Genomic DNA, 18,866 nt, shown 5'->3' with positions numbered 1-18,866 from the left:
CAGCGCCCGCGTCAGCCCAACAACCGGCGGCGCTAGTAGGCCTCGCCCTCTTTCTCCTCCGCCGGCTCGGCGACGAAGCTCAGGTACAGGAGCAGCAGCGCCGGCGCAATGATGACCACGCCCACCACCAGGCTTATCAGCGACGCCCGCAGCATCGCATCATTCGTCGCAGCCTGGAAGATGTCCTCGCCCGGCACGATGAAATACGGGTACTGGATCACCCCCCACGTCGCGACGAGCAGCGCCATCGCGCCGCCGCCCATCACCGGCGCCAGAGCGTACCACCGCCGCCACAGCACGAACATCGACGCCAGCCCCGCGAGCAGCGCCACGCCCGACACCGCCAGCGGCGCCGGACGCTGCCACTGCTCCCAGAAGTCCGTCGCTTCCCAGCGCGCGACGGCCAGCGTGACGACTGCCAGCGCGGCCACCGCCACGCCCGAGACCAGCCCCTGCCGTCGGAAGTCCTCGCGCAGTTCGCCGCCGGAGCGCACCGTCATGTAATTCATGGTCAGGTAGCCGCAGATGGCGACCGCCGTCAGCCCGAAGAGAATCGGCACCGGCCGCACCCAGGGCTCGTAGAGACCGGACGCCACGAAGCTCTGCTCGACCTCGATCTCGCCTGCGGCCGTGGCCCCCAGCGCGACGCCGAAGAAGAAGGGCGCGATGACGCTCGCTATCGAAAAGGTGATGCCGTGAACGGGGGCCGTCGGCGCTCCCGCCTCCCTCGCGAAGTTGCGGAATGCGAACGCAGCGCCACGGAAGGTGATCCCGATGATCCCGATGGTTATGGGCACCAGCAGGGCGATGAAGAGGTCGCCGAAAGCGAGCGGGAAGGCCATGAACAGCACGACGACAGCGAAGACGAGCCAGACGTTGTTCGTCTCCCAGACCGGGCCTATCGCCTTATAGAGGGCGTTCCGTTGCTGCTCCTTCCGCGGCCCGTTCGCCAGCGCCGACCAGATGCCGCTGCCGAAGTCGGCGCCGCCCAGGACGGCGTAGCCGACGAGTCCGCTCAGCACGACAATTGCCGCCAGCTTCTCAAGCACCGAAGATCCCCTGTTTCGATTCGTCTTCCCGCGGCGTCTTCGTCCGTCCCCGCTGCTGCCACGAGAGGACGCCCGCCAGCCCGATCGTCAGGGCAATGTATGCCAGCGAGAACAAGAGCAGCAGCACCCATATCCCCTCGCGCGGCGTCGCGCCCGACTCCGTCCGCATGACGCGGTATATCACCCACGGCTGCCGCCCGAACTCGGTCACGAACCAGCCCATCTCTATCGCCACGAAGCCGAGAGCGCCGACGCCGGCCAGCGCCAGCAGGAGCAACCGCCCGGGGTCGATACGGCGCGTCCAGGCCGCCATGCCCCAGAACCAGCCCGCGACGCCAACGAAAAGGAAACCGAGCCCGACCATGATCTGGAACGGGAAGTGGGTCAGGAAGACCGACGGCACCTCGTCGTCGGGGAAGGCGTTGAGGCCGCGCACCTCGGCGTCGAAGTCCTCGAAGGCGAGGAAGCTGCCCAGCTTCGGTATCTCGATGGCGAAGCGCGTCTCGTTGTCGTCGGGGAAGGGGATACCGCCGATGCGCAGCGGCATGCCCTCGACCGTCTCGAACTGGCCCTCCATCGCCGCGAACTTCTCCGGCTGGTCGTGCGCCAGGAAGCGGGCGCTGAGGTCGCCGGTCACCACCTGCAACGGGGCGAAGATGACGACGAGCCCCATGCCCAGCACGACCGCCATCTTGTTGTAGTCGGAGCGGTCGCCGCGGAGCATCGCAAAGGCGTAGTAGCCGGCGACGGCGAGCCCCATCGCCACGTAGGCGGCAAGGGCGCCGTGTATGAACTCGTACGGGAGGGCATCGTTGAACATCGCCGCTACCGGGTCGACGTTCGCCACCTGGCCGTTGACGATCTCGTAGCCCTCGGGCTGGTTCATCCAGCCGTTGGCGCTGATTATGAAAAACCCTGAGGCGAGCGCGGCGATGACGATCGGGATCGTCATGAGCCAGTGGGCGGTAGGATTGAACTTGTTCCAGCCGTAGATGTAGAGGCCGAGGAAGATGGCCTCGGTGAAGAAGGCAAAGCCCTCGAGGAAGAAGGGGAGGCCGATGACGCCGCCCGCGAAGTCCATCCAGTTGGGCCAGAGGAGTCCGAAGGAGAACTCGAGGAAGGTGCCGGAAACGGCGCCGACGGCGAAGAGGACGGCGGCAACGACGGCCCAGCGCTTGGCCATGAGCTGGTACATTTCCTTGCCGGTGCGGAGGAAGAGGCCTTCGGCGGCGAAGAGTAGGACGGGGAGGCCGATGCCGATGGTGGCGAAGACGATGTGGAAGCCGAGGGCCATGCCCATGAGGGCGCGAGACGAGTTTACGGTGTCGAACAAGCGTTGCCCCCGAAGAGCGCGGTTGTTTGGATATGATAAGGGCGAGCCTTCGGAGCCGCAATGGCGGTTGCCACCAGCGCTCGCCTTACTATCAATATATCACGCCTGTCCAGCACCCCGACGGTTTGTCGCCCACGCGCGTCCGCTGCCGCTTTCGCAAGCGAACGCCTCTGTTCCCACCCGCCCGCCCACAAGGTCTCTCGGGAATCAGGGGGATACCCCCTGAAGCCCCCACTACCGGCAGGCAGACCCGTCAGGAAGGGCTTCGCCCTGCCTGCACTCTCCCGAGCATGCCTTGGAAAGAAGACAACGCTTCGGGCCTCGCCCGAGGCGTCTACCGCCTACTTCTTCGGCGCCTCGGGTCGCTGGACGCCTTCGCCGAAGCCCACGGCTGCACGCACGACACGGCCCATCGCGTTGTGCTGCCCGTGATAGCGGAACATCGCCCCCAAACCCATGATCTCCAGGTCGGTGTTCAGCACTTCCTTGTTCTCCAGCAGCCCGTGCGGCGGCACCTCCGCGATCTCGTCCGCCAGCTGGTCGACGGTCGCTTCGAGCTGGTCGGGCGGCACCGCCAGGCTCGCGAGGCCCCAGTCGGCGGCCTGCGCCCCGCTTATCGAGCGCCCGCTGAACAGCAGGTAGCGCGCCCGCTTCGGCCCGATGATCATCTGCCACAGGGGCATGCTGCTGACGCCGCCCCAGCGCTGCGCCGGGTGCCCGACAATCGCGTTCTCGGCAGCGACGGTGATGTCGCAGACGAGCTGGAGGTAGCAGCCGGCGGCGAGGCAGTGCCCGTGTACCTGCGCTATCGTCGCCTTCGGGAAGTTCCAGATGCGCATGTAGCGGGCCTCGATGGCGCGGAGGGTCATCAGGCTGTTCTTGAGGTCCCAGCGTTCGTGCCCCTTCGGGACGCTGATGTAGTAGCTGCCGCTGAGGTCGTAGCCTGAGCAGAACGAGGGGCCGTTCCCCTTCAGCACCACCACGTTCACGGAGTCGTCGGCCTCGGCGTGGTTGAAGGCGGCGTCGAGGTCGTCCAGGAGCTGGTAGTTGAGGGCGTTCCGCTTTTCGGGGCGGTTCATGATGATGTAGCCCACCTTGCCGCGGGTCTCGTAGTCGACGGTCTCGAAGTGCTTGCCCATGTGTGTCTCCTTCCATAGGGATGCGACGGCGAACTGCTGGTCTGTCTGTAGCACCGTTCCATCCGGCGGTCAAGCCGTGGCGGCAAAGAGCGAATTGCGTTTCCCCTGTTGCGGACAACGTTTAGTTGTGCTAGTTTCCAGCAGGTTTGAGTAAGTAGTTTCAGTTAGGGGACTCTACCTAGGGAGGATTCGTTTCCTCCCCGTGTTTCCTTCCGTAATCTATTGCGCGCTTCTGCTGATTTGTGATAAAAGGAACATGGAGATTGTGACAGAATGAACAAAGGGGGATTCTCCATCGTTTAGAGCGGCAGCAGGCGACTTGCCGCAGTGTTTGCACTAGCCATGATCGTGGAGGGTAGCTATGACGACACTGACCAGACGAGGTTTTCTTAAGCTTTCTGCCGCCGGCGGTGGAAGTCTCCTCCTCGCAGGCAGTCTGGGACTGGCGGAAGCCGAGGAATTCCCTCTCCATAAGAAGATCGGAGAGGGGTTCACCATCTGCCCTTACTGCTCCTGCGGCTGCGGCCTCATCATCGCCACCGACGAAGAAGGCCACGTGATCAACTCCGAGGGCGACCCCGACCACATCATGAACCGCGGCGCCCTCGACCCCAAGTCGATCGCAGTGCGCCAGCTTTCGACGAGCCCCCTGCGGCTTCGCCAGCCCATGTACAGGGCCCCCGGCTCCGACACGTGGGAGCCGAAGACCTGGGAATGGACGATAGCCGCGATCGCTGAGCGGATCAAGAAGACGCGCGACGAGACCTGGGTATCGACCGTCAAGGTCGAAGACAAGGATGTCGCCGTCAACCGCACCGAAGGCCTTGCCTGGCTGGGCGGCGCCGCCAACAACAACGAGGACTGCTACCTCTCGTCGAAGCTGGCGCGCGCCCTGGGGGTTGTCTATCTAGAACACCAGGCCCGTATATGACACTCGGCCACGGTGGCCGGTCTCGGCCCCTCATTTGGCCGCGGTGCCATGACCAACGACTGGGCGGACGCGAAGAACTCAGACTGCATCCTGGTAATCGGCGCCAACCCCGCTGAGAACCACCCCGCCTCCATGCTCTGGATCAACACGGCGCGGGACAACCGGGGTGCAAAGCTGATTGTGGTCGACCCGCGCTTCACGCGCACGGCCGCCACAGCCGACCTGTACGCCCCCATCCGCTCGGGGACGGACATCGTCTTCTTCGGCGCCTTGATGAATTACATTATTCAGAACAAGCTCTACAACGAGGAATACGTCAAGTACTACACCAATGCCCTCACCCTCATAAACCCCGACTTCAAGGGCCCCGCCGACCTGGACGGCCTCTTCTCCGGCTATGACGCCGAGAAGCGCAGCTACGACACCAAGAGCTGGCAGTACCAGACAGAGAAGAAGACCGTCACGGTGAAGGAGAAGGATCCCGAGACCGGAGTGGAGCGGGACGTCCAGAAAGAGGTCAGCGTCATCAAGCAGGCGACGAGCCTCGACGACCCCAACTGCGTGTTCGCGCACCTGACAAGACACTACTCGCGCTACACGCCGGAGATGGTCGAGCGCGTGTGCGGCACGCCGCAGGACAAGTTCCTGCAGGTGGCGGAGATGTACTCCGCGACCGGCGCCGTCGACAAGAGCGGGACGATCTACTACGCGATGGGCCAGACGCAGCACACGGTGGGTACCCAGAACGTGCGCGCCATGGCGATGATACAGCTTTTGCTGGGCAACATCGGAATGCCCGGCGGCGGCGTGAACGCCCTCCGCGGCGAGTCCAACGTGCAGGGCTCCACCGACATGGGGCTCCTCTTCCACCTCCTGCCCGCGTATCTCGCCAGCCCCACAGACAAGGACGTGGACTACGCGGCCTACTCAAAGACGTTCGCCAAGACGAGCTACTGGGACAACGGCCCCAAGTTCTTCGCCAGCATGATGAAGGCCTGGTTCGGGGCTGCCGCGACTAAGGAGAACGGCTACGCCTACGACTACCTCCCCAAGAGGAGCGGAAACTACTCCTGGATTGCGCTATTCGAGGCCATGTACGCCGGGAAGATAAAGGGCTGCTTCGCGATGGGGCAAAACCCGGCGGTCGGTGGCCCCAACGCCCGGCTGGAGCGCAAAGCGCTGGAGAAGCTTGACTGGCTCGTCGTCGCCGACCTCTTCGAGACGGAGACGGCGTGCTTCTGGCGCGGCCCCGAGGCCAACCCCGCCGACATCCAGACCGAGGTCTTCGTGTTGCCGGCGGCGGACGCTGTAGAGAAAGCGGGGAGCATCGCCACCAGCGGACGGCGCATCCAGTGGCGGCCCAAAATAGCCAACGTCCCCGGCGAGGCGAAGGAGGACCTCTGGATCCTCACGCAACTCGCGAACGCCCTCAAGGAGCTCTATAAGGGCTCGACGGAGGCAAAAGACCGGCCGATACTCGACCTCGTTTGGGACTACGGCGACCCGCCGGACGTGGAGAAGGTGGCGCAGGAGATAAACGGCTATGCTCTCGAGGACGTGAAGGACTCGACAGGCAAGGTGCTGGTGGAGAAAGGAAAGCTCATCCCCGGCTTCGCGACGATCGCCAGCGCCGCCGAACCCGGCGCAATTGCCTGCGGGTGCTGGATATTCTCCGGTTACTTCGCTGACGCGGACGACGGCGACGGCAACAAGATGCCCGCAGCCAAGCGCCGCGGCCAAAAAGACCCCGGCGAGATGGGCTTCTACCCCTACTGGGGCTTCACCTGGCCCGCCAACCGCCGCATACTCTACAACCGCGCCTCCGCCCGCCCCGACGGCACACCCTGGTCGGAAGAGAAGAAGGTCATCTGGTGGGACCCCGAGGCCGACTCGGGGACGAAGGACGCCCAGGGCAACCCCGTCCTCGGCAAGTGGGTGGGCTACGACGTGCCGGACTACGCGCCGACGAAGAAGCCGACCGCGAAGGCCGACCCGGCGAAGACGGGCCTCGCCGCCCAGTCGGGGACCGACCCGTTTATCATGCGGCCCGACGGCAAGGGCGGCCTGTTCGCTACCGCCGGCTGCGTCGACGGCCCCTTCCCCGAACACTACGAGGCGCTGGAATCGCCCGTCGCCAACCCTGTGTCCAGTGTCCAGACCAACCCGACGATCAAGATCTGGGATACGGATAAGGATGCGGAAATCGGCGACGCCGTAGGCACCCCGGATAAGTACCCGATCATCTGCAGCACCTACCGTCTCGTCGAGCACTGGCAGGCGGGCGCCATGTCCCGCACGCTGCCGTGGCTCGCCGAGACCCAACCGGAGATGTTCCTCGAGATAAGCAAGGAACTGGCGGAGGAGAAGGGAATAAAGAACGGCGACAAGGTCATCGTAAGCTCGGCCCGCGGGGAGATCGAGATGGTCGCCATGGTGACCGCCCGCTGGAAGCCGATGATGATCGACGGCAAGGTCGTCCACGAGGTCGGCATGCCCTGGCACTGGGGCTGGCAGGGCATCGCCACCGGCCCATCGGCTAACGAGCTGACGCCACACGTCGGCGACGCGAACACAATGATACCGGAGTACAAGGCGTTCCTCGTCGACGTGAGGAAGGCCTAGGGATAGCGGCAGGCGTTTCCGGAAGGATGGAGGGCTCAAATGGCAAAGTACGGACTCCTGGTCGATGAAACGAGGTGCACCGGCTGCCGCGGTTGCCAGGTAGCGTGCAAGCAGTGGAACGACTTACCGGGAGAAGAAACCCACCAGAGCGGCGAGTATACCAACCCGCCCTCTCTCAACGCCAACACCTGGCTCATAATCGATTTCAAAGAGGTCGAGGTTGACGGCGAGCTGAAGTGGAGCTTCCTTAACCGCCGCTGCATGCACTGCGAGCACCCGGCCTGCGTCTCGGCGTGCCCCGTGGGGGCGCTGAAAAAGCAGAACGACGGCCCCGTCACCTGGGACGGAGGGAAGTGTATCGGCTGCCGCTACTGCATGGTCGCCTGCCCCTTCAACATCCCGACGTTCACCTGGGATGAAGGACTCTTCGACGGCGGCACGAAGATCCGCAAATGCAACCTCTGCATCGACCGCATAAGCAACGGCCTGGAGCCTGCCTGCGTCAAGACGTGCCCCTCGGGCGCTTTGAGCTTCGGCACCCACGAGGAGATGGTCGCTCTCGCTGAAGAGCGCCTGGCCAAGAATCCCGAGAAGTACTACAAGGACCAGGGCATATACGGTTTGAAGGACGCTGGAGGGACCACCGTCCTCTATATCTCGCACATTCCTTTCGACATGATGGGGCTTCCCACTGTGCGTGAAGAGGCGATACCCGACGTGAGCGAGACGATCATGAAGAGCACGCCGATCGTCGCCGTTACCTGGGCCGGCATCCTCGCCGGCCTCTGGTGGGTGTTCGGGCGGCGAAACGCCATGATGAGCGGGAAGAAAACGGATAGCGGCGGGAAGGAGGATTAGTCAATGAGCGTCAGGGAGCAGAGTCTGGTCCGTACGTTATTCACGCCGGGTCACCTTATCCTCCTGGGGCTGATAGGCCTCGGCCTGGTTACGGCGATCGTCCGCTACGCCTACGGCATCGGAGCGATCAGTAACCTCAGCGACGACTACCCCTGGGGACTGTGGATCAGCTTCGACCTGCTGTGCGGCGTGGCGCTGGCAGCAGGCGCCTTCGTAACCGCCTCCGCCGTCTACATCTTCGGCCGCGAAGAGTTCCGCCCTATTCTTCGCCCGGCAATCCTCACCGGGTTCTTGGGCTACCTGATGGTCATATTCGCGCTGCTGGTAGACCTCGGTCACCCGGAGCGCATCTGGTACCTGATCATATTCTGGAACCCGCACTCAGTTATGTTCGAGGTAGGTTGGTGCGTGATGCTCTACACGGCGGTCCTGGCGATGGAGTTCAGCCCGCTCGTGTGGGAGAAGTTGCAGTGGTCGCCACTGCTGCGCCTGATCCGGAACATCACCGTCGTGCTCGTCATCCTGGGGACCGTTCTCTCCACACTCCATCAGTCTTCTCTCGGATCGCTGTTCAGCATCGTCCCCGATAATCTCAACGGCCTCTGGTACACACCGCTGTTGCCGGCGATGTTCTTCTTCACCGCAGTCGCGGTCGGCCCGGCCATGGTGATCTTCGAGTCAGTGATAAGCGGAAAGGTCTTCAAGCGGGCGCTTGAAACGGACATCCTCGGCAAGCTGGCCCTGGCCATCCCGCTGGCGTTCGCTGTCTACCTGCCGATGAAGTTCATTGACATCGCGGTCGCGGGAGATGCCGACCTCCTGTTCAAGGCCAACCTGTCTTCGGCCATCTTCTGGCTGGAGATCATCGGAGGAGTCGTCGTTCCCGGCGCTCTCATCCTGCTGCCCAGCGTGAGGCAGAGCTCGGGATGGCTGTTCGGCGTGGCGACGATGGTCATCGCGGGGGTCGTGCTAAACCGGTTCAACGTCAGCCTCATCGGCCTCGAGAGGCCCGAGGGCGCGTTCTATTTGCCGCATGTGCTCGAGTTCGTGATCACGATATCGATAGTCTCCGCCGGCGTGCTGGCCTACAGCCTTGTGGCGCGCTTCCTGCCGCTGTTCCCGAAGGAGCACTTGATCCAAGAGGGCGCAGCAGCGCAAAGTGGAATAAGGGCAACATCGGAGGCAACCGGGACGTACGTGCATCTGGAGCTTGAGCCTGAGAATGGTTAGTTATGACGAGATTCTGGAGGCTCTAAGGAAAGGGGCCGAGGAACAGCCACAACTCGCCGAGACGATAGACCTGTACGCAAAGATAGTAGAAGCGCAGGCCGCGACAGCCGCGGGTGAGGGCGTTTCGTCTCTGGAGCGCAAGGAGGCAGTGGCCCGCCTTAGCCAGGGCGAACCGCTGCTGTCGCCGGAGACGCTGCGGATCGACCCCAAGGCCTTCGCCGACCTCTGCAGCCGGGTCGGTTTCACCCTGGCGCAATGCCGGCGCGAGCTCGTGAAGCCGCTGGCGCGCATCCACGCCTGGCTTCGTGAGCATACCGACGAGATCGAACAGTTGGCCAAAGACTATCTGCGAGAGGGCCACGTCCGCAGAGGCGAAGAGACAGGGCTGGAGTCGAACCTCCTCTCTTTCATTTTTAACAACTCGCTGCGCCCTTTCCTGCGCCCGGTTGCCGAGGAGTACTCGGAGGTCATCAACGACAGCCTCTGGTACCGCGAACGCTGCCCTATCTGCGGCGGGGAGCCCGACCTGGCGGCGCTGGAGCGAAACTCCGGGCGGAGGCGTCTTCTCTGTTCACGCTGCGACTTCGAGTGGGGCTACGTGCGGGTCGCCTGTCCGTTCTGTCGCAACGCCGAGCCGGCGACCCTCGGCTACTACCCCAGCGACGACAGGGTCTACCGGCTTAGCGTATGCGACCGCTGCCAGCGCTACCTGAAGACGATCGATCTTCGCGAGGCTAAGGGAGAGCGGTTGCTACCCGTCGAGCGCGTGCTGACGATCGGGATGGACTTCGCGGCGCAGAAGGCAGGGTACAAAGCAGGTTGAAATGCTGGTAATACGTAACGGCTTTACCTATCTTCGCTATCAAGGAGAGCAGCGCGAAGTCGAGCACAAGCGCATGATAGGTGAGGCTGCCTGCTCGCTTGTGGTGAACGATCAGAAGTGGGTGACTTTTCTCTGCACCCCCACCGAGATCGACCATCTGGCTATCGGCTTTCTGTTCAATGCCGGCGTTATCAGCTCTATCGATGACGTGACAGAGCTAAAGGTCCTGGGCGGCGAGGATGACCTTCAGGTCCTGGTCGAGATCCGGCTCGCGCATGACACGCCCCTGCCGTCCCGGCCCACGCTGACCAGCGGGTGCAGCGGCGGTCTCACCTTCTGGGACATTGCCGCCACCCGGGAACCACTGCAGTCGACGCGCACTGTCACCCCCGCTCAGGTCTACGACGCGATGGGGCAACTTCTCGCGCTGAACGCCGGCCTCCACCGCGATGTGGGGGGCTTCCACAGCGCCGCCCTCAGCGATGGGGAGCGCCTGCTGCTGGCAGCGCACGACGTTGGACGTCACAACACTCTCGATAAGATCGCCGGAGCATCCCTGGCGACTGGAGTCTCCACCCGCGACCGCCTTCTCGTCAGCACCGGCCGCATTTCAACAGAGATGCTGGCCAAGGCCGCGCGCATGGAGACGCCCATCGTTATCTCTCGCAACTCGCCCACCGGTTTAGCGACGCATCTCGCCCGCTCCTGGAACGTCACCCTCGTCGGCTACGTCCGCGGCCATTCGATGCACGTCTACACGGTGCCTGAGCGCATAGAGTCCTAAACCTCTCTTGGACAGTTGAGCGAGGGGCCTGGGAACAACGGTGGGAAAAGGCCGTCGGGATGCTCCGGCAATTTATCGCCGGGGCGACTCAATCAAGGGGGGCAGCTAGGAAGCGGAACGGGCGCCCTTTTCCACGCCCGACTCGACGCGCCGCTCCCGCTCGTGCGCTTCCACCGGCATTTCTACGGTGACGACTGCGCCCTCGCCGGGACGTGATTTCAGCTCCAGGCGGCCTCCGAGGAGGCGCGCCCTCTCTTCCATGCCCGCCAGCCCAAGTTTGCCCTGCTTGGCGAGATCGCCCGTTCTTTCGGGGATGCTAAAGCCTTTGCCGTCGTCGCTTACGGAGATTCTCACGGAGCTCCTCCGGAATTCCACGAGGAGGTGGGCGTGCGTCGCCTCGGAGTGCTTCCAGACGTTCCGCAGCGCTTCCTGCGCGATCCGGAACGCGAGCAGCTCCACCTCCGGCAACAGGCGGCGCTCCTTCCCCGTCACTTTCATATCGACGCTGATACCGGACCGCTTCTGCATGTCGGCGGTCAGCCATTGCAGCGCCGGCAGCAGGCCCAGGTCGTCGAGCACCGAGGGGCGAAGGTCCTGGCTGAAGCGACGCACCCCGTCCAGAATTTCATCGATGCGGTCCTGTATTTCTTCCACCTTGCGGAGCGCACGCGGCGACTTTTCGATGGAGGCCAGCCTGTCCAGCTCGCGCGATAGGGCCACCAGCTCCTGGGCCGTATCGTCATGCAACTCGCGGGCGATGCGCTTTCGCTCCTCTTCCTGCGCCCTTGTCGCCTCCTGCAGATAGAACCGCAGGTTCTCCTCCAGGCGCTTTTCTTCGGTGACGTCGCGAGCTATGTGCTGAAAGCCGCGGGGGCGCTCGCCGTCGGTGATGAGGCTTGTGGTGAGCTTGACGTAGGCCAGCGAGCCGTCCTTGCGGATGAACTGCTGGTCATACGCTTTGTCGATTACTTCTCCCCGAAGAAGGCGCCGCTTGACCTCCCTCGCCACCTTCATCCCTTCCGGGGTCAGGAATTCGCGCACGTTCTTGGCAGTCAACTCGTCCTCGGTGTAGGCTCCGAGCCTGATGCCGGCGGCGTTGGTCATCACGATGTTGCCTTCCAGGTCCTGGATTATTATGGCGTCGTGAGCGTTCTCGAAGAGCTCGCGATAGGCCTTTTCGGAGCTTCGCAGGGCGTCGGCCGTCTCCCTCTGCTTCTGGTAGAGGCGCGCGTTCTCCAGGGCGACGCCGATGACGTTCCCCAGGGCAAGCAGGAGGTCGACTTCGCGCTTGGGGAAACGACGGAATCGGTTGCTCCCGACTGCGAACGTTCCCAGCACTTTCCCTTTCGATTTGATGGGGACGATGATTCCTACGGCTATCGATTCCTCCGCCGCGGACCGTTCCCGGAGTACCCGGCTGGCGCCCGGTCCCCCGATGAGAAGTGGTTCGCCGGTCAGGGCAACCTGCCCGTTCAACCCTTCGCCCAGCGCCAGCCCATGGAATTCGGCTGTTACCTTCGGCGATAGGCCTTCCTGCCGCTCCAGTACCAGGTCACCCGTCTCTTCGTGGCGGAGGAAGGCCAGGAAGATATCAACGTCCATCACCTCTCTGATCTTCGATGCCGCGCGCGCCAGTATCTCGCCTATCTCCAGCGACTCGGAGACGATGACGGAAACGCTGTTGATTGCCGCCAGCTCGGCCTCCCTCTTTCTTATGGTCTCAAGCTGCGATTCGAGTTGCTCCTGAGCTGCCATAAGATGGGAAAGAGCCCTCTCCCGCCGCCTGTGTTCCTGCTGGTAGGATTCAAACCAGATGTTGACGAGGACCCCGAAGACAGCGATACCTGCCGTCTCGAGGGAGGCATCGACACGGTATTCGGATATCCAGATATCACGGGGAAGCATGATGGCTACGGACACGAAGGTCACGAACATGCCGGCGCGCATCCCGAAGACAACGCCGGCATACATGATGGGCAGCAGGAAGAGCACGCGCTCGAGGGCATGTCTCTCCGTCCCCAGCAATGATTCCGGCGCGCGGTCGCCGATGAACAGGAGTTGCTGCGGGTACTGGAGGATGGTGACGATCAACAGCATGCACGCGACGATGTAGAAGTGCTTGCTGCCGATGAGCATCCTGGCGGTTCTAAACATCGGAGTGGTCGGCACCCTTCTGCCCTACCCGATTCTCAGTCTTCGTCCAGGGTAAGCCAGCCCTTTTTCAGCGCGAGGAGGACGGCTTCCGTGCGGGAGCCGACGCCCAGCTTGTTGAAGATGTTGCCGAGATGGGCCTGGACGGTGCGAATGCTCAGCGAGAGGTCGCCCGCGATATCCTTGTTGCTCTTTCCCTTGCCCGCCAGCCGCAGCACTTCCAGCTCGCGCTCGCTGAGGACTTCCCTCCCTGGCTCTTCAGCGACGATGGGGCCGCGAGCATCCCGGAAACGCTCCACGACTTTGCGCGCTATCTGGGGGTGAAGCACCGACTCCCCTCTCTGCACGGCGCGAACGGCATTTATGAGCTCGCTGCGACGAACGTTCTTCAGCAAGTAGCCAGCCGCCCCCGCTTCCAGCAGGGCAAAGATGTACTGCTCGTTGTCGTAGGCGGTGAGGATCAGGACGGCGGTTGTGGGAAGCTCCTGTTTGATCAGCTTCGTCGCTTCGATGCCGTTCACTTTGGGCATTGCGATGTCCATGATGACGACGTCGGGCCGGGAGCGCTTTGAGAGCTCGACCGCCTCCTCACCGTCTCCCGCTTCCGCCACGACCTCCATGTCGGGCTCCCGCTGTATCAACTCTCGGGTCCCTTCGCGCACTACCACATGGTCCTCGGCAAGCAGAACGCGAATCTTTTCCACGTAACTTCCTCCCTTTGCCTCGCTGACAACAGGATACCACTTTGGAAAGCGGCACAACACGGGGATTTCGCCGAGCGAGAACACCGGAGACCTAGTTGATTTCGCTTAGCGGGCCAGCAAGCGCTAGGTACATCTCTAGTTCAAAGATTCGCCTTATCTCAGATGGCAGCATTTTGGCCCGGGGCTATTCTGAAGCTGGAAACGGGAACGGAAAGGAACGGGACGATGGCACTGCTGAAAGAAAGAACAACCGGTCACGAAGAGCAGACGTTCGAGGGAAAGGGGGGAAAGACGATGCGTATCCTGGTACCGGTCGACGGAACGAGAGAGTGCGAGGAGGCGGTACCCCTGGCGGCGAGGATGGCCGAGTCCCTGGGTGCCGACATCTACCTGGTCCGGCTGGTCGAGGTGATTGACGCCTTCAGCCCCTACCGATACGACCCCGACGTCGTGAAGATCGTGGGTGAGACGAGGGAGTACCTCCACGACCTGGTCACGCGCTGGGAGCTGCCGGTGGAGAAGACTCAGTGCCTGGTCCAGCACACCGACAACGCTGCAAAGGAGCTGGTTGCCATCGCCAAGGCGCAGGAGATCGACCTGATCGTGATGGCGACGCACGGGAAGAAGGGGCTCAGGCGCCTCTTCCAGGGTAGCGTCTCTGACGAGGTCATCAAGACCAGGGCCTGCCCGGTGATGGTCGTTCCTCCCGCTGCGACCGTCGGAGCCCGCCACTGGTACGAGCGGCTCCCGGTCCCCGGTCGCGGCGAGCGGGCGAGAGCTCAGGCGACGCGCTAGCAGGCGGCCCCTACGGCCGCCTGCTAGCCCCGGCGGAAGAACGAAGACGACGAGACGAAACAAAACGAACGGTTACTTTTTAAAGCGGATAATCGCTCGACATACCGAAGGACAAGCGAATGGCTAATTACAGATTCGACGAGGCGCAGCTGGCCCCGTTCATCGCTTCCCTCTCCAAACACTACCAGGTCTTCGCCCCCGTACGGAGCGATGTGGTGCGCTTGCAGGAGGTGACGTCGGGCGCCAACATCGACCTGAGCGAGAACATCTACATACCGCCCAAGGAACTGTTCTTTCCGCAGAGCGACCCCCTCTTCCACTTCGATGGACAGAAGATGTCACTGCCGGCGGTAGCGGTCGCCCCGCGGGTGCTCTTTGGCATCCGGCGCTGCGACCTGAACGCCATCACCCATCAGGACATGCTCTACTGCCAGGCGCGCAGGGACCCGTCGTACGCGGCGCGGCGCGAGGCCACAGTCCTCATCGGCTATCACTGCGCTGAGCCGCCGAGCCCTTACTGCTTCTGCGGCAGCGTCGGGCTCAAGGACTGCCAGGACCTGATGTTCGTGCCGCGAGAGGGCTACTTCCTGGTGGAGACGGGGTCGGAGAAGGGCGAGGAGCTTGTGCACCGGTTCCCGCGCTACTTCCAGCCGACTTCGGAGAGGCTGCGCGATGAGGACCGCCGCACGCCCGGGACGGAACGGCTGGCTACCGATAATATCGCTCCGTTCTTCAATGACGAGCGGTGGGAGGAAGGGGTGCGGAATTGCCTATCCTGCGGCGCCTGCACAACTCTCTGCCCCAACTGCTACTGCTACGAGATAGGTGATGAGGTGGAGCTGGGCGACCTGAACCGCGGGACAAGGTGCCGCTACTGGTCAAGCTGCCAGTTGCGGGAGTTCACGCGGGTCGCCGGCGACCACATCTTCCGGAACGACCGGAGCGATCGCTTCCGCCACCGCATCTACCACCAGATGGAGTACTTCCGTGAGCGGTACGGCGTCACCCTCTGCACCGGCTGCGGCCGCTGCATCGCCTACTGCCCGACGCGGATCGATTGGGTGGACATAGTGAACCGGATGGTAAGCCATGCGCACTAGTGAAAAGGTACTGATCCCGATAGCGACAAAGGTACTGAGCGCCGTGAGGGAGACGCCGGACGGCGTTACCCTGACCCTCGATCTCCGCCTGGGGCACAGTCCGGGCCAGTTCCTGCAACTGTCCGTGGTGGGGATAGGCGAAGCGCCGATCTCCATCGCCTCCTGGGGCGGGGATACCACAACGGTGCACGTCAGAGAGGTGGGCAACGTGACGCGGGCGCTGGCCGCCTGCCGCGCCGGCGACACTCTCTACGCCCGCGGCCCCTACGGCAACGGCTTCCCCATGGATGCGACGTGGCGGCAGAGCCTCGTCCTGGTTGGCGGCGGCTGCGGAGTGGCGCCGGTGAGGGGCGTCATCCAGTACATACTGGCGCACCGCGGCGACTACGAAGACGTCGTCGCCTTCCTCGGCTACCGCAACCCCGCCGAGCTGCTGTTCCAGGCCGAGATCGAGCGCTGGCGCCGGGACATTGACCTGCACATCTCATTCGACAACATGGACGGCGGCTGCGATTTCGCCGCCACGCAGGGCTTCGTCACCGACCTGGTCCGTCAGAAAGAGATACCCGGCGGAGGCAGCACGGCCTTTCTTTGCGGCCCGCCCATCATGATGACCGTGGCGAGCAGGGTGCTAATGGAGAAGGGCATGCCGGAAGACAGGATATGGCTCTCGATGGAGCGGCTGATGTACTGCGGACTCGGTGAGTGCTGTCACTGCATGATAGGCGGGAAATACACCTGCGTGGACGGACCCGTGTTCCGGCTGGACACGATAAAGGAGCACATCCATGAGTGAGAGACAAATCGCCGTGGCGAAGAAGTTGAGAGTGGGCTTCTACGGCATCACCGGGTGCGCCGGCTGCCTCGAGTCCGTCATCTTCAACGAAGACGAGATCGTCGGCATCTTCAATCTCGTGGACGTGCAGGCATTTCCGTTCATCAAGGGCGCTAACTCACACGAGGACCTCGACGTGGCCTTCATGGAGGGCCTCGTCGCCTCGCCGCGGGACCTGGAGACGCTGAAAGAAGTGCGGAAGAACGCGCGCGTCCTGGTCGCCCTCGGGACGTGCGCCAACACGGGGTGCATCCCCGCCTACCGCCACTACACGCCGCTCGAGAACTACGAGCACCTGATAAAGGAAAAGGAAGACGACATCAAGGACGTGCCCCCTTCCCCCATCGACACGCACGTCCCGGTCGATTTCGCCATCCCCGGCTGCCCGCCGAACGGCAAGGAGATACTGGAGGTCATCAAGGCAGTAGCCGCGGGCAAGACGCCGCGTCCCTACACGGCTCCCGTCTGCATCGAGTGCCGGCGCAAGGGGAACTACTGCCTGCTCGAGTTGGGCAAGCCGTGCCTGGGCCCGATAACGCGCGGCGGCTGCGGAGCGGTCTGCCCCAGCGGCGGCTTCGAGTGCTGGGGCTGCCGGGGCCAGACGGAGGATGCCAACCTGCCGGCGTTCATCGAGTTGCTGGAGCAGAAAGGCTTTAGCTGGGACTTCATCAAGCGGCGCCTACGGACGTTCGTGGGACAGAAGACGCCGGACCTGGAGCCGCTTCGCAGAGCGCTTGAAGTGGAGAAGGTGTAATGAGCACGCAGATAGACCTTGAGGAACTGACGAAGATCGAGGGGCACGCTACCCTCAGGCTGCGGGTCGATGACGGACGGGTCGAACACCTGGAGATACGCTCGCTGGAAGGCAGCCGCTACTTCGAGGGGATCCTGCGCGGACGCCTGTACAGCGAAGCTTCGGAGATAGCGACGCGCATATGCGGCATCTGTAGCTGCGCCCACTGCCTGGCAGCCCATCAGGCCATCGAGAACGCGCTCGGCATCGTCCCCAGCGCGCAGACGCACGAGCTGCGGCGGCTCCTCAATCTCGGCGAAAGTATCCGCAGTCACGCAGCGCACCTGTATTTCCTGGCACTGCCCGACTATCTCGGCGTGCCGTCCACACTCTCGATTGCGCTCGAGCAGCGGGGGGCAGTTGAGAGGGCCATCCAGCTCATGAAGCTGGGGAACGACATGGTGCGGTTGCTGGCGGGGCGAGATATACATCCCGTGTCGGTGACTGTCGGCGGTCACCTGAAGATACCGACGCAGGAGCAACTAACGGGCATTCGAGAGCGGCTGGAGCAGCTCCGGCCGGCCGCCGTGGCGACGGCTGAGCTCTTCAACAGCCTCCCCTATCCCGAGTTGCACGTCAAGCTGGAACGCTTCTCGCTTTACAGCGACAGCGAGTACGCGCTAATAGCGGGCTCCATACGAAGCGATGAGCATGAATTCGAGCAGCGGGACTACGGGAAGTTTGTGAGCGAGTACCATTCGCCGGAGCAGACGGCGAACTTCGTGGTGCGCGAAGGGCACGCGTACATGGTGGGCGCCCTCTCGCGGCTGGCGAACAGCAAAGAGTTGTTGTCATCGGATGCGGCGGCGCTGCTGCGGGCGGGCCCCGTGCCCCAGGGTCTGGACAACCCGTTCTTGATCAACCCGGCGCAGGCCATCGAGCTGGTGCAGAACTTCGATGACGCGCTGGCGATCCTCTCGAACTTGCGGCCAGAGCCGGAGCCTCCGCCGGAGATATGGGTGCAGGCGGGGCACGGCATCGCCGCCGTTGAAGCGCCGCGCGGGGTGCTCTGGCACGAGTACGAGCTGGACGACACGGGCCACATCCTGCACGCGAACATCATCACTCCCACGGCGCAAAACCTGCGGGCGATGGAGGAAAGTCTCGCAGCGCTGTTGCCGGAGGTTGTGCATGAGGGGAAGGAGGCGGTGGTCGCCGCAGCGGAGAAGCTAATCAGGGCTTACGACCCGTGCCTCTCCTGCGCGGTGCACTTCTTGAATGTTGAATGGCTGTGATGACCCTCCACATCGCAGTCTTTTCCTGACGACGGCGGCCAGGTGAATTCGGCACCTGGCCGCTGTTTATCCTCTTTCGGGGTTCGACTTCAAGAGAGGGCGTCCGGCTTCGTGTCGTCGGGGCCCATGGCGAGCTTGTCGCGGGCGATTGCATCTGCTAGTATGACGAATGGTCGGGGTGTAGCGCAGCCCGGTAGCGCACCTGAATGGGGTTCAGGAGGTCGTGGGTTCAAATCCCACCGCCCCGACCATGAAGCAATCAGAAGGTCGGTTTCGAGGCTAACAGGCCGCGGAGCCGACCGTTTTTGTTCAGGTAGGACGGCAAAACCGACCTCCTGAATGAACAGGTCTCCCGGTCACGCCGCATCACACTTCATCACAGCCCATCACAGGGCCTGCTCGCTTCGCCCCCAGGCGTCGCATCTCGCCAGGAAGCCGTGATATAATGGTCATGATGACCGATTCGCGGGAGGTGCTCAGGTGA

The 18,866-nt window shown here is 63.3% G+C and carries 15 protein-coding genes and 1 tRNA gene; 11 read left to right on the top strand and 5 right to left on the bottom strand.

Features of this window, described 5'->3' with window-relative positions:
* Nucleotides 1–32: 32 nt before the first annotated feature.
* From QME71_08980 to QME71_08970, 3 genes are all read right to left on the bottom strand, one after another.
* Nucleotides 33–1,049 carry a cytochrome d ubiquinol oxidase subunit II gene (locus QME71_08980; protein MDI6858432.1) on the bottom strand — a complete coding sequence of 339 codons (1,017 nt, stop codon included), beginning with the start codon at nt 1,047–1,049 and terminating at the stop codon, nt 33–35.
* On the bottom strand, nt 1,042–2,382 hold the full coding sequence (locus QME71_08975; protein ID MDI6858431.1) for a cytochrome ubiquinol oxidase subunit I: 1,341 nt from the start codon (nt 2,380–2,382) through the stop codon (nt 1,042–1,044). The genes QME71_08980 and QME71_08975 overlap by 8 nt, the downstream gene beginning before the upstream one ends.
* Nucleotides 2,383–2,723: 341 nt before the next feature.
* Nucleotides 2,724–3,521 (bottom strand): enoyl-CoA hydratase-related protein, encoded by a 798-nt coding sequence (locus tag QME71_08970; GenBank protein MDI6858430.1) that lies wholly within the window; start codon nt 3,519–3,521, stop codon nt 2,724–2,726.
* A gap of 361 nt (nt 3,522–3,882) precedes the next feature.
* Between QME71_08970 and fdnG the strand changes: the two genes are divergently transcribed.
* The 5 genes from fdnG to fdhD are packed head-to-tail and all read left to right on the top strand — an operon-like array spanning nt 3,883 to nt 10,769.
* Nucleotides 3,883–7,074 (top strand): formate dehydrogenase-N subunit alpha, encoded by a 3,192-nt coding sequence (gene fdnG / locus QME71_08965; protein ID MDI6858429.1) that lies wholly within the window; start codon nt 3,883–3,885, stop codon nt 7,072–7,074.
* 39 nt (nt 7,075–7,113) lie between these two features.
* A complete protein-coding gene (locus QME71_08960; GenBank protein MDI6858428.1) occupies nt 7,114–7,932 on the top strand; it encodes a 4Fe-4S dicluster domain-containing protein in 819 nt (272 codons plus the stop codon).
* Between the two features lie 3 nt (nt 7,933–7,935).
* Nucleotides 7,936–9,162 (top strand): Ni/Fe-hydrogenase cytochrome b subunit, encoded by a 1,227-nt coding sequence (hybB, locus tag QME71_08955; protein MDI6858427.1) that lies wholly within the window; start codon nt 7,936–7,938, stop codon nt 9,160–9,162.
* Complete coding sequence (locus QME71_08950; GenBank protein ID MDI6858426.1) at nt 9,155–9,985, top strand: formate dehydrogenase accessory protein FdhE; 831 nt, start codon at nt 9,155–9,157, stop codon at nt 9,983–9,985. Before hybB ends, QME71_08950 begins: the two co-directional genes overlap by 8 nt.
* A 1-nt stretch (nt 9,986) precedes the next feature.
* Nucleotides 9,987–10,769 (top strand): formate dehydrogenase accessory sulfurtransferase FdhD, encoded by a 783-nt coding sequence (gene fdhD / locus QME71_08945; GenBank protein ID MDI6858425.1) that lies wholly within the window; start codon nt 9,987–9,989, stop codon nt 10,767–10,769.
* 105 nt (nt 10,770–10,874) lie between these two features.
* Here the strand turns inward: fdhD and QME71_08940 are convergent, their stop codons facing one another.
* A complete protein-coding gene (locus tag QME71_08940) occupies nt 10,875–12,923 on the bottom strand; it encodes a PAS domain S-box protein (GenBank protein ID MDI6858424.1) in 2,049 nt (682 codons plus the stop codon).
* A 35-nt stretch (nt 12,924–12,958) separates the two neighbouring features.
* On the bottom strand, nt 12,959–13,624 hold the full coding sequence (locus QME71_08935) for a response regulator transcription factor (GenBank protein MDI6858423.1): 666 nt from the start codon (nt 13,622–13,624) through the stop codon (nt 12,959–12,961).
* 225 nt (nt 13,625–13,849) lie between these two features.
* Here QME71_08935 and QME71_08930 point away from each other — a divergent pair, with 225 nt between their 5' ends.
* The 6 genes from QME71_08930 (at nt 13,850) to QME71_08905 (ending at nt 18,633) form a co-directional block, all read left to right on the top strand.
* Nucleotides 13,850–14,419 carry a universal stress protein gene (locus QME71_08930; GenBank protein MDI6858422.1) on the top strand — a complete coding sequence of 190 codons (570 nt, stop codon included), beginning with the start codon at nt 13,850–13,852 and terminating at the stop codon, nt 14,417–14,419.
* A gap of 119 nt (nt 14,420–14,538) precedes the next feature.
* A complete protein-coding gene (locus QME71_08925) occupies nt 14,539–15,519 on the top strand; it encodes a 4Fe-4S dicluster domain-containing protein (protein ID MDI6858421.1) in 981 nt (326 codons plus the stop codon).
* On the top strand, nt 15,509–16,315 hold the full coding sequence (locus QME71_08920; protein ID MDI6858420.1) for an FAD/NAD(P)-binding protein: 807 nt from the start codon (nt 15,509–15,511) through the stop codon (nt 16,313–16,315). Before QME71_08925 ends, QME71_08920 begins: the two co-directional genes overlap by 11 nt.
* A complete protein-coding gene (locus tag QME71_08915) occupies nt 16,308–17,108 on the top strand; it encodes a hypothetical protein (GenBank protein ID MDI6858419.1) in 801 nt (266 codons plus the stop codon). Before QME71_08920 ends, QME71_08915 begins: the two co-directional genes overlap by 8 nt.
* Complete coding sequence (locus tag QME71_08910; protein ID MDI6858418.1) at nt 17,108–18,382, top strand: Ni/Fe hydrogenase subunit alpha; 1,275 nt, start codon at nt 17,108–17,110, stop codon at nt 18,380–18,382. The genes QME71_08915 and QME71_08910 overlap by 1 nt, the downstream gene beginning before the upstream one ends.
* Before the next feature lie 174 nt (nt 18,383–18,556).
* Nucleotides 18,557–18,633 (top strand) — tRNA-Pro (locus QME71_08905).
* The last annotated feature ends 233 nt before the right edge of the window (nt 18,634–18,866 follow it).

The sequence above is a fragment of the Dehalococcoidia bacterium genome (assembly GCA_030018455.1).
In the GTDB taxonomy this organism is placed as follows: domain Bacteria; phylum Chloroflexota; class Dehalococcoidia; order DSTF01; family JALHUB01; genus JASEFU01.
This window is presented reverse-complemented; position numbering and strand designations above follow the sequence as displayed.

What these genes read in the sequence shown, in the direction of transcription:
- QME71_08970 (MDI6858430.1), bottom strand. Translation starts at nt 3,521, where the DNA reads ATGGGCAAGCACTTCGAGACCGTCGACTACGAGACCCGCGGCAAGGTG.
- QME71_08960 (MDI6858428.1), top strand. Translation starts at nt 7,114, where the DNA reads ATGGCAAAGTACGGACTCCTGGTCGATGAAACGAGGTGCACCGGCTGC.
- hybB (MDI6858427.1), top strand. Translation starts at nt 7,936, where the DNA reads ATGAGCGTCAGGGAGCAGAGTCTGGTCCGTACGTTATTCACGCCGGGT.
- QME71_08950 (MDI6858426.1), top strand. Translation starts at nt 9,155, where the DNA reads ATGGTTAGTTATGACGAGATTCTGGAGGCTCTAAGGAAAGGGGCCGAG.
- fdhD (MDI6858425.1), top strand. Translation starts at nt 9,987, where the DNA reads ATGCTGGTAATACGTAACGGCTTTACCTATCTTCGCTATCAAGGAGAG.
- QME71_08940 (MDI6858424.1), bottom strand. Translation starts at nt 12,923, where the DNA reads ATGTTTAGAACCGCCAGGATGCTCATCGGCAGCAAGCACTTCTACATC.
- QME71_08930 (MDI6858422.1), top strand. Translation starts at nt 13,850, where the DNA reads ATGGCACTGCTGAAAGAAAGAACAACCGGTCACGAAGAGCAGACGTTC.
- QME71_08925 (MDI6858421.1), top strand. Translation starts at nt 14,539, where the DNA reads ATGGCTAATTACAGATTCGACGAGGCGCAGCTGGCCCCGTTCATCGCT.
- QME71_08920 (MDI6858420.1), top strand. Translation starts at nt 15,509, where the DNA reads ATGCGCACTAGTGAAAAGGTACTGATCCCGATAGCGACAAAGGTACTG.
- QME71_08915 (MDI6858419.1), top strand. Translation starts at nt 16,308, where the DNA reads ATGAGTGAGAGACAAATCGCCGTGGCGAAGAAGTTGAGAGTGGGCTTC.
- QME71_08910 (MDI6858418.1), top strand. Translation starts at nt 17,108, where the DNA reads ATGAGCACGCAGATAGACCTTGAGGAACTGACGAAGATCGAGGGGCAC.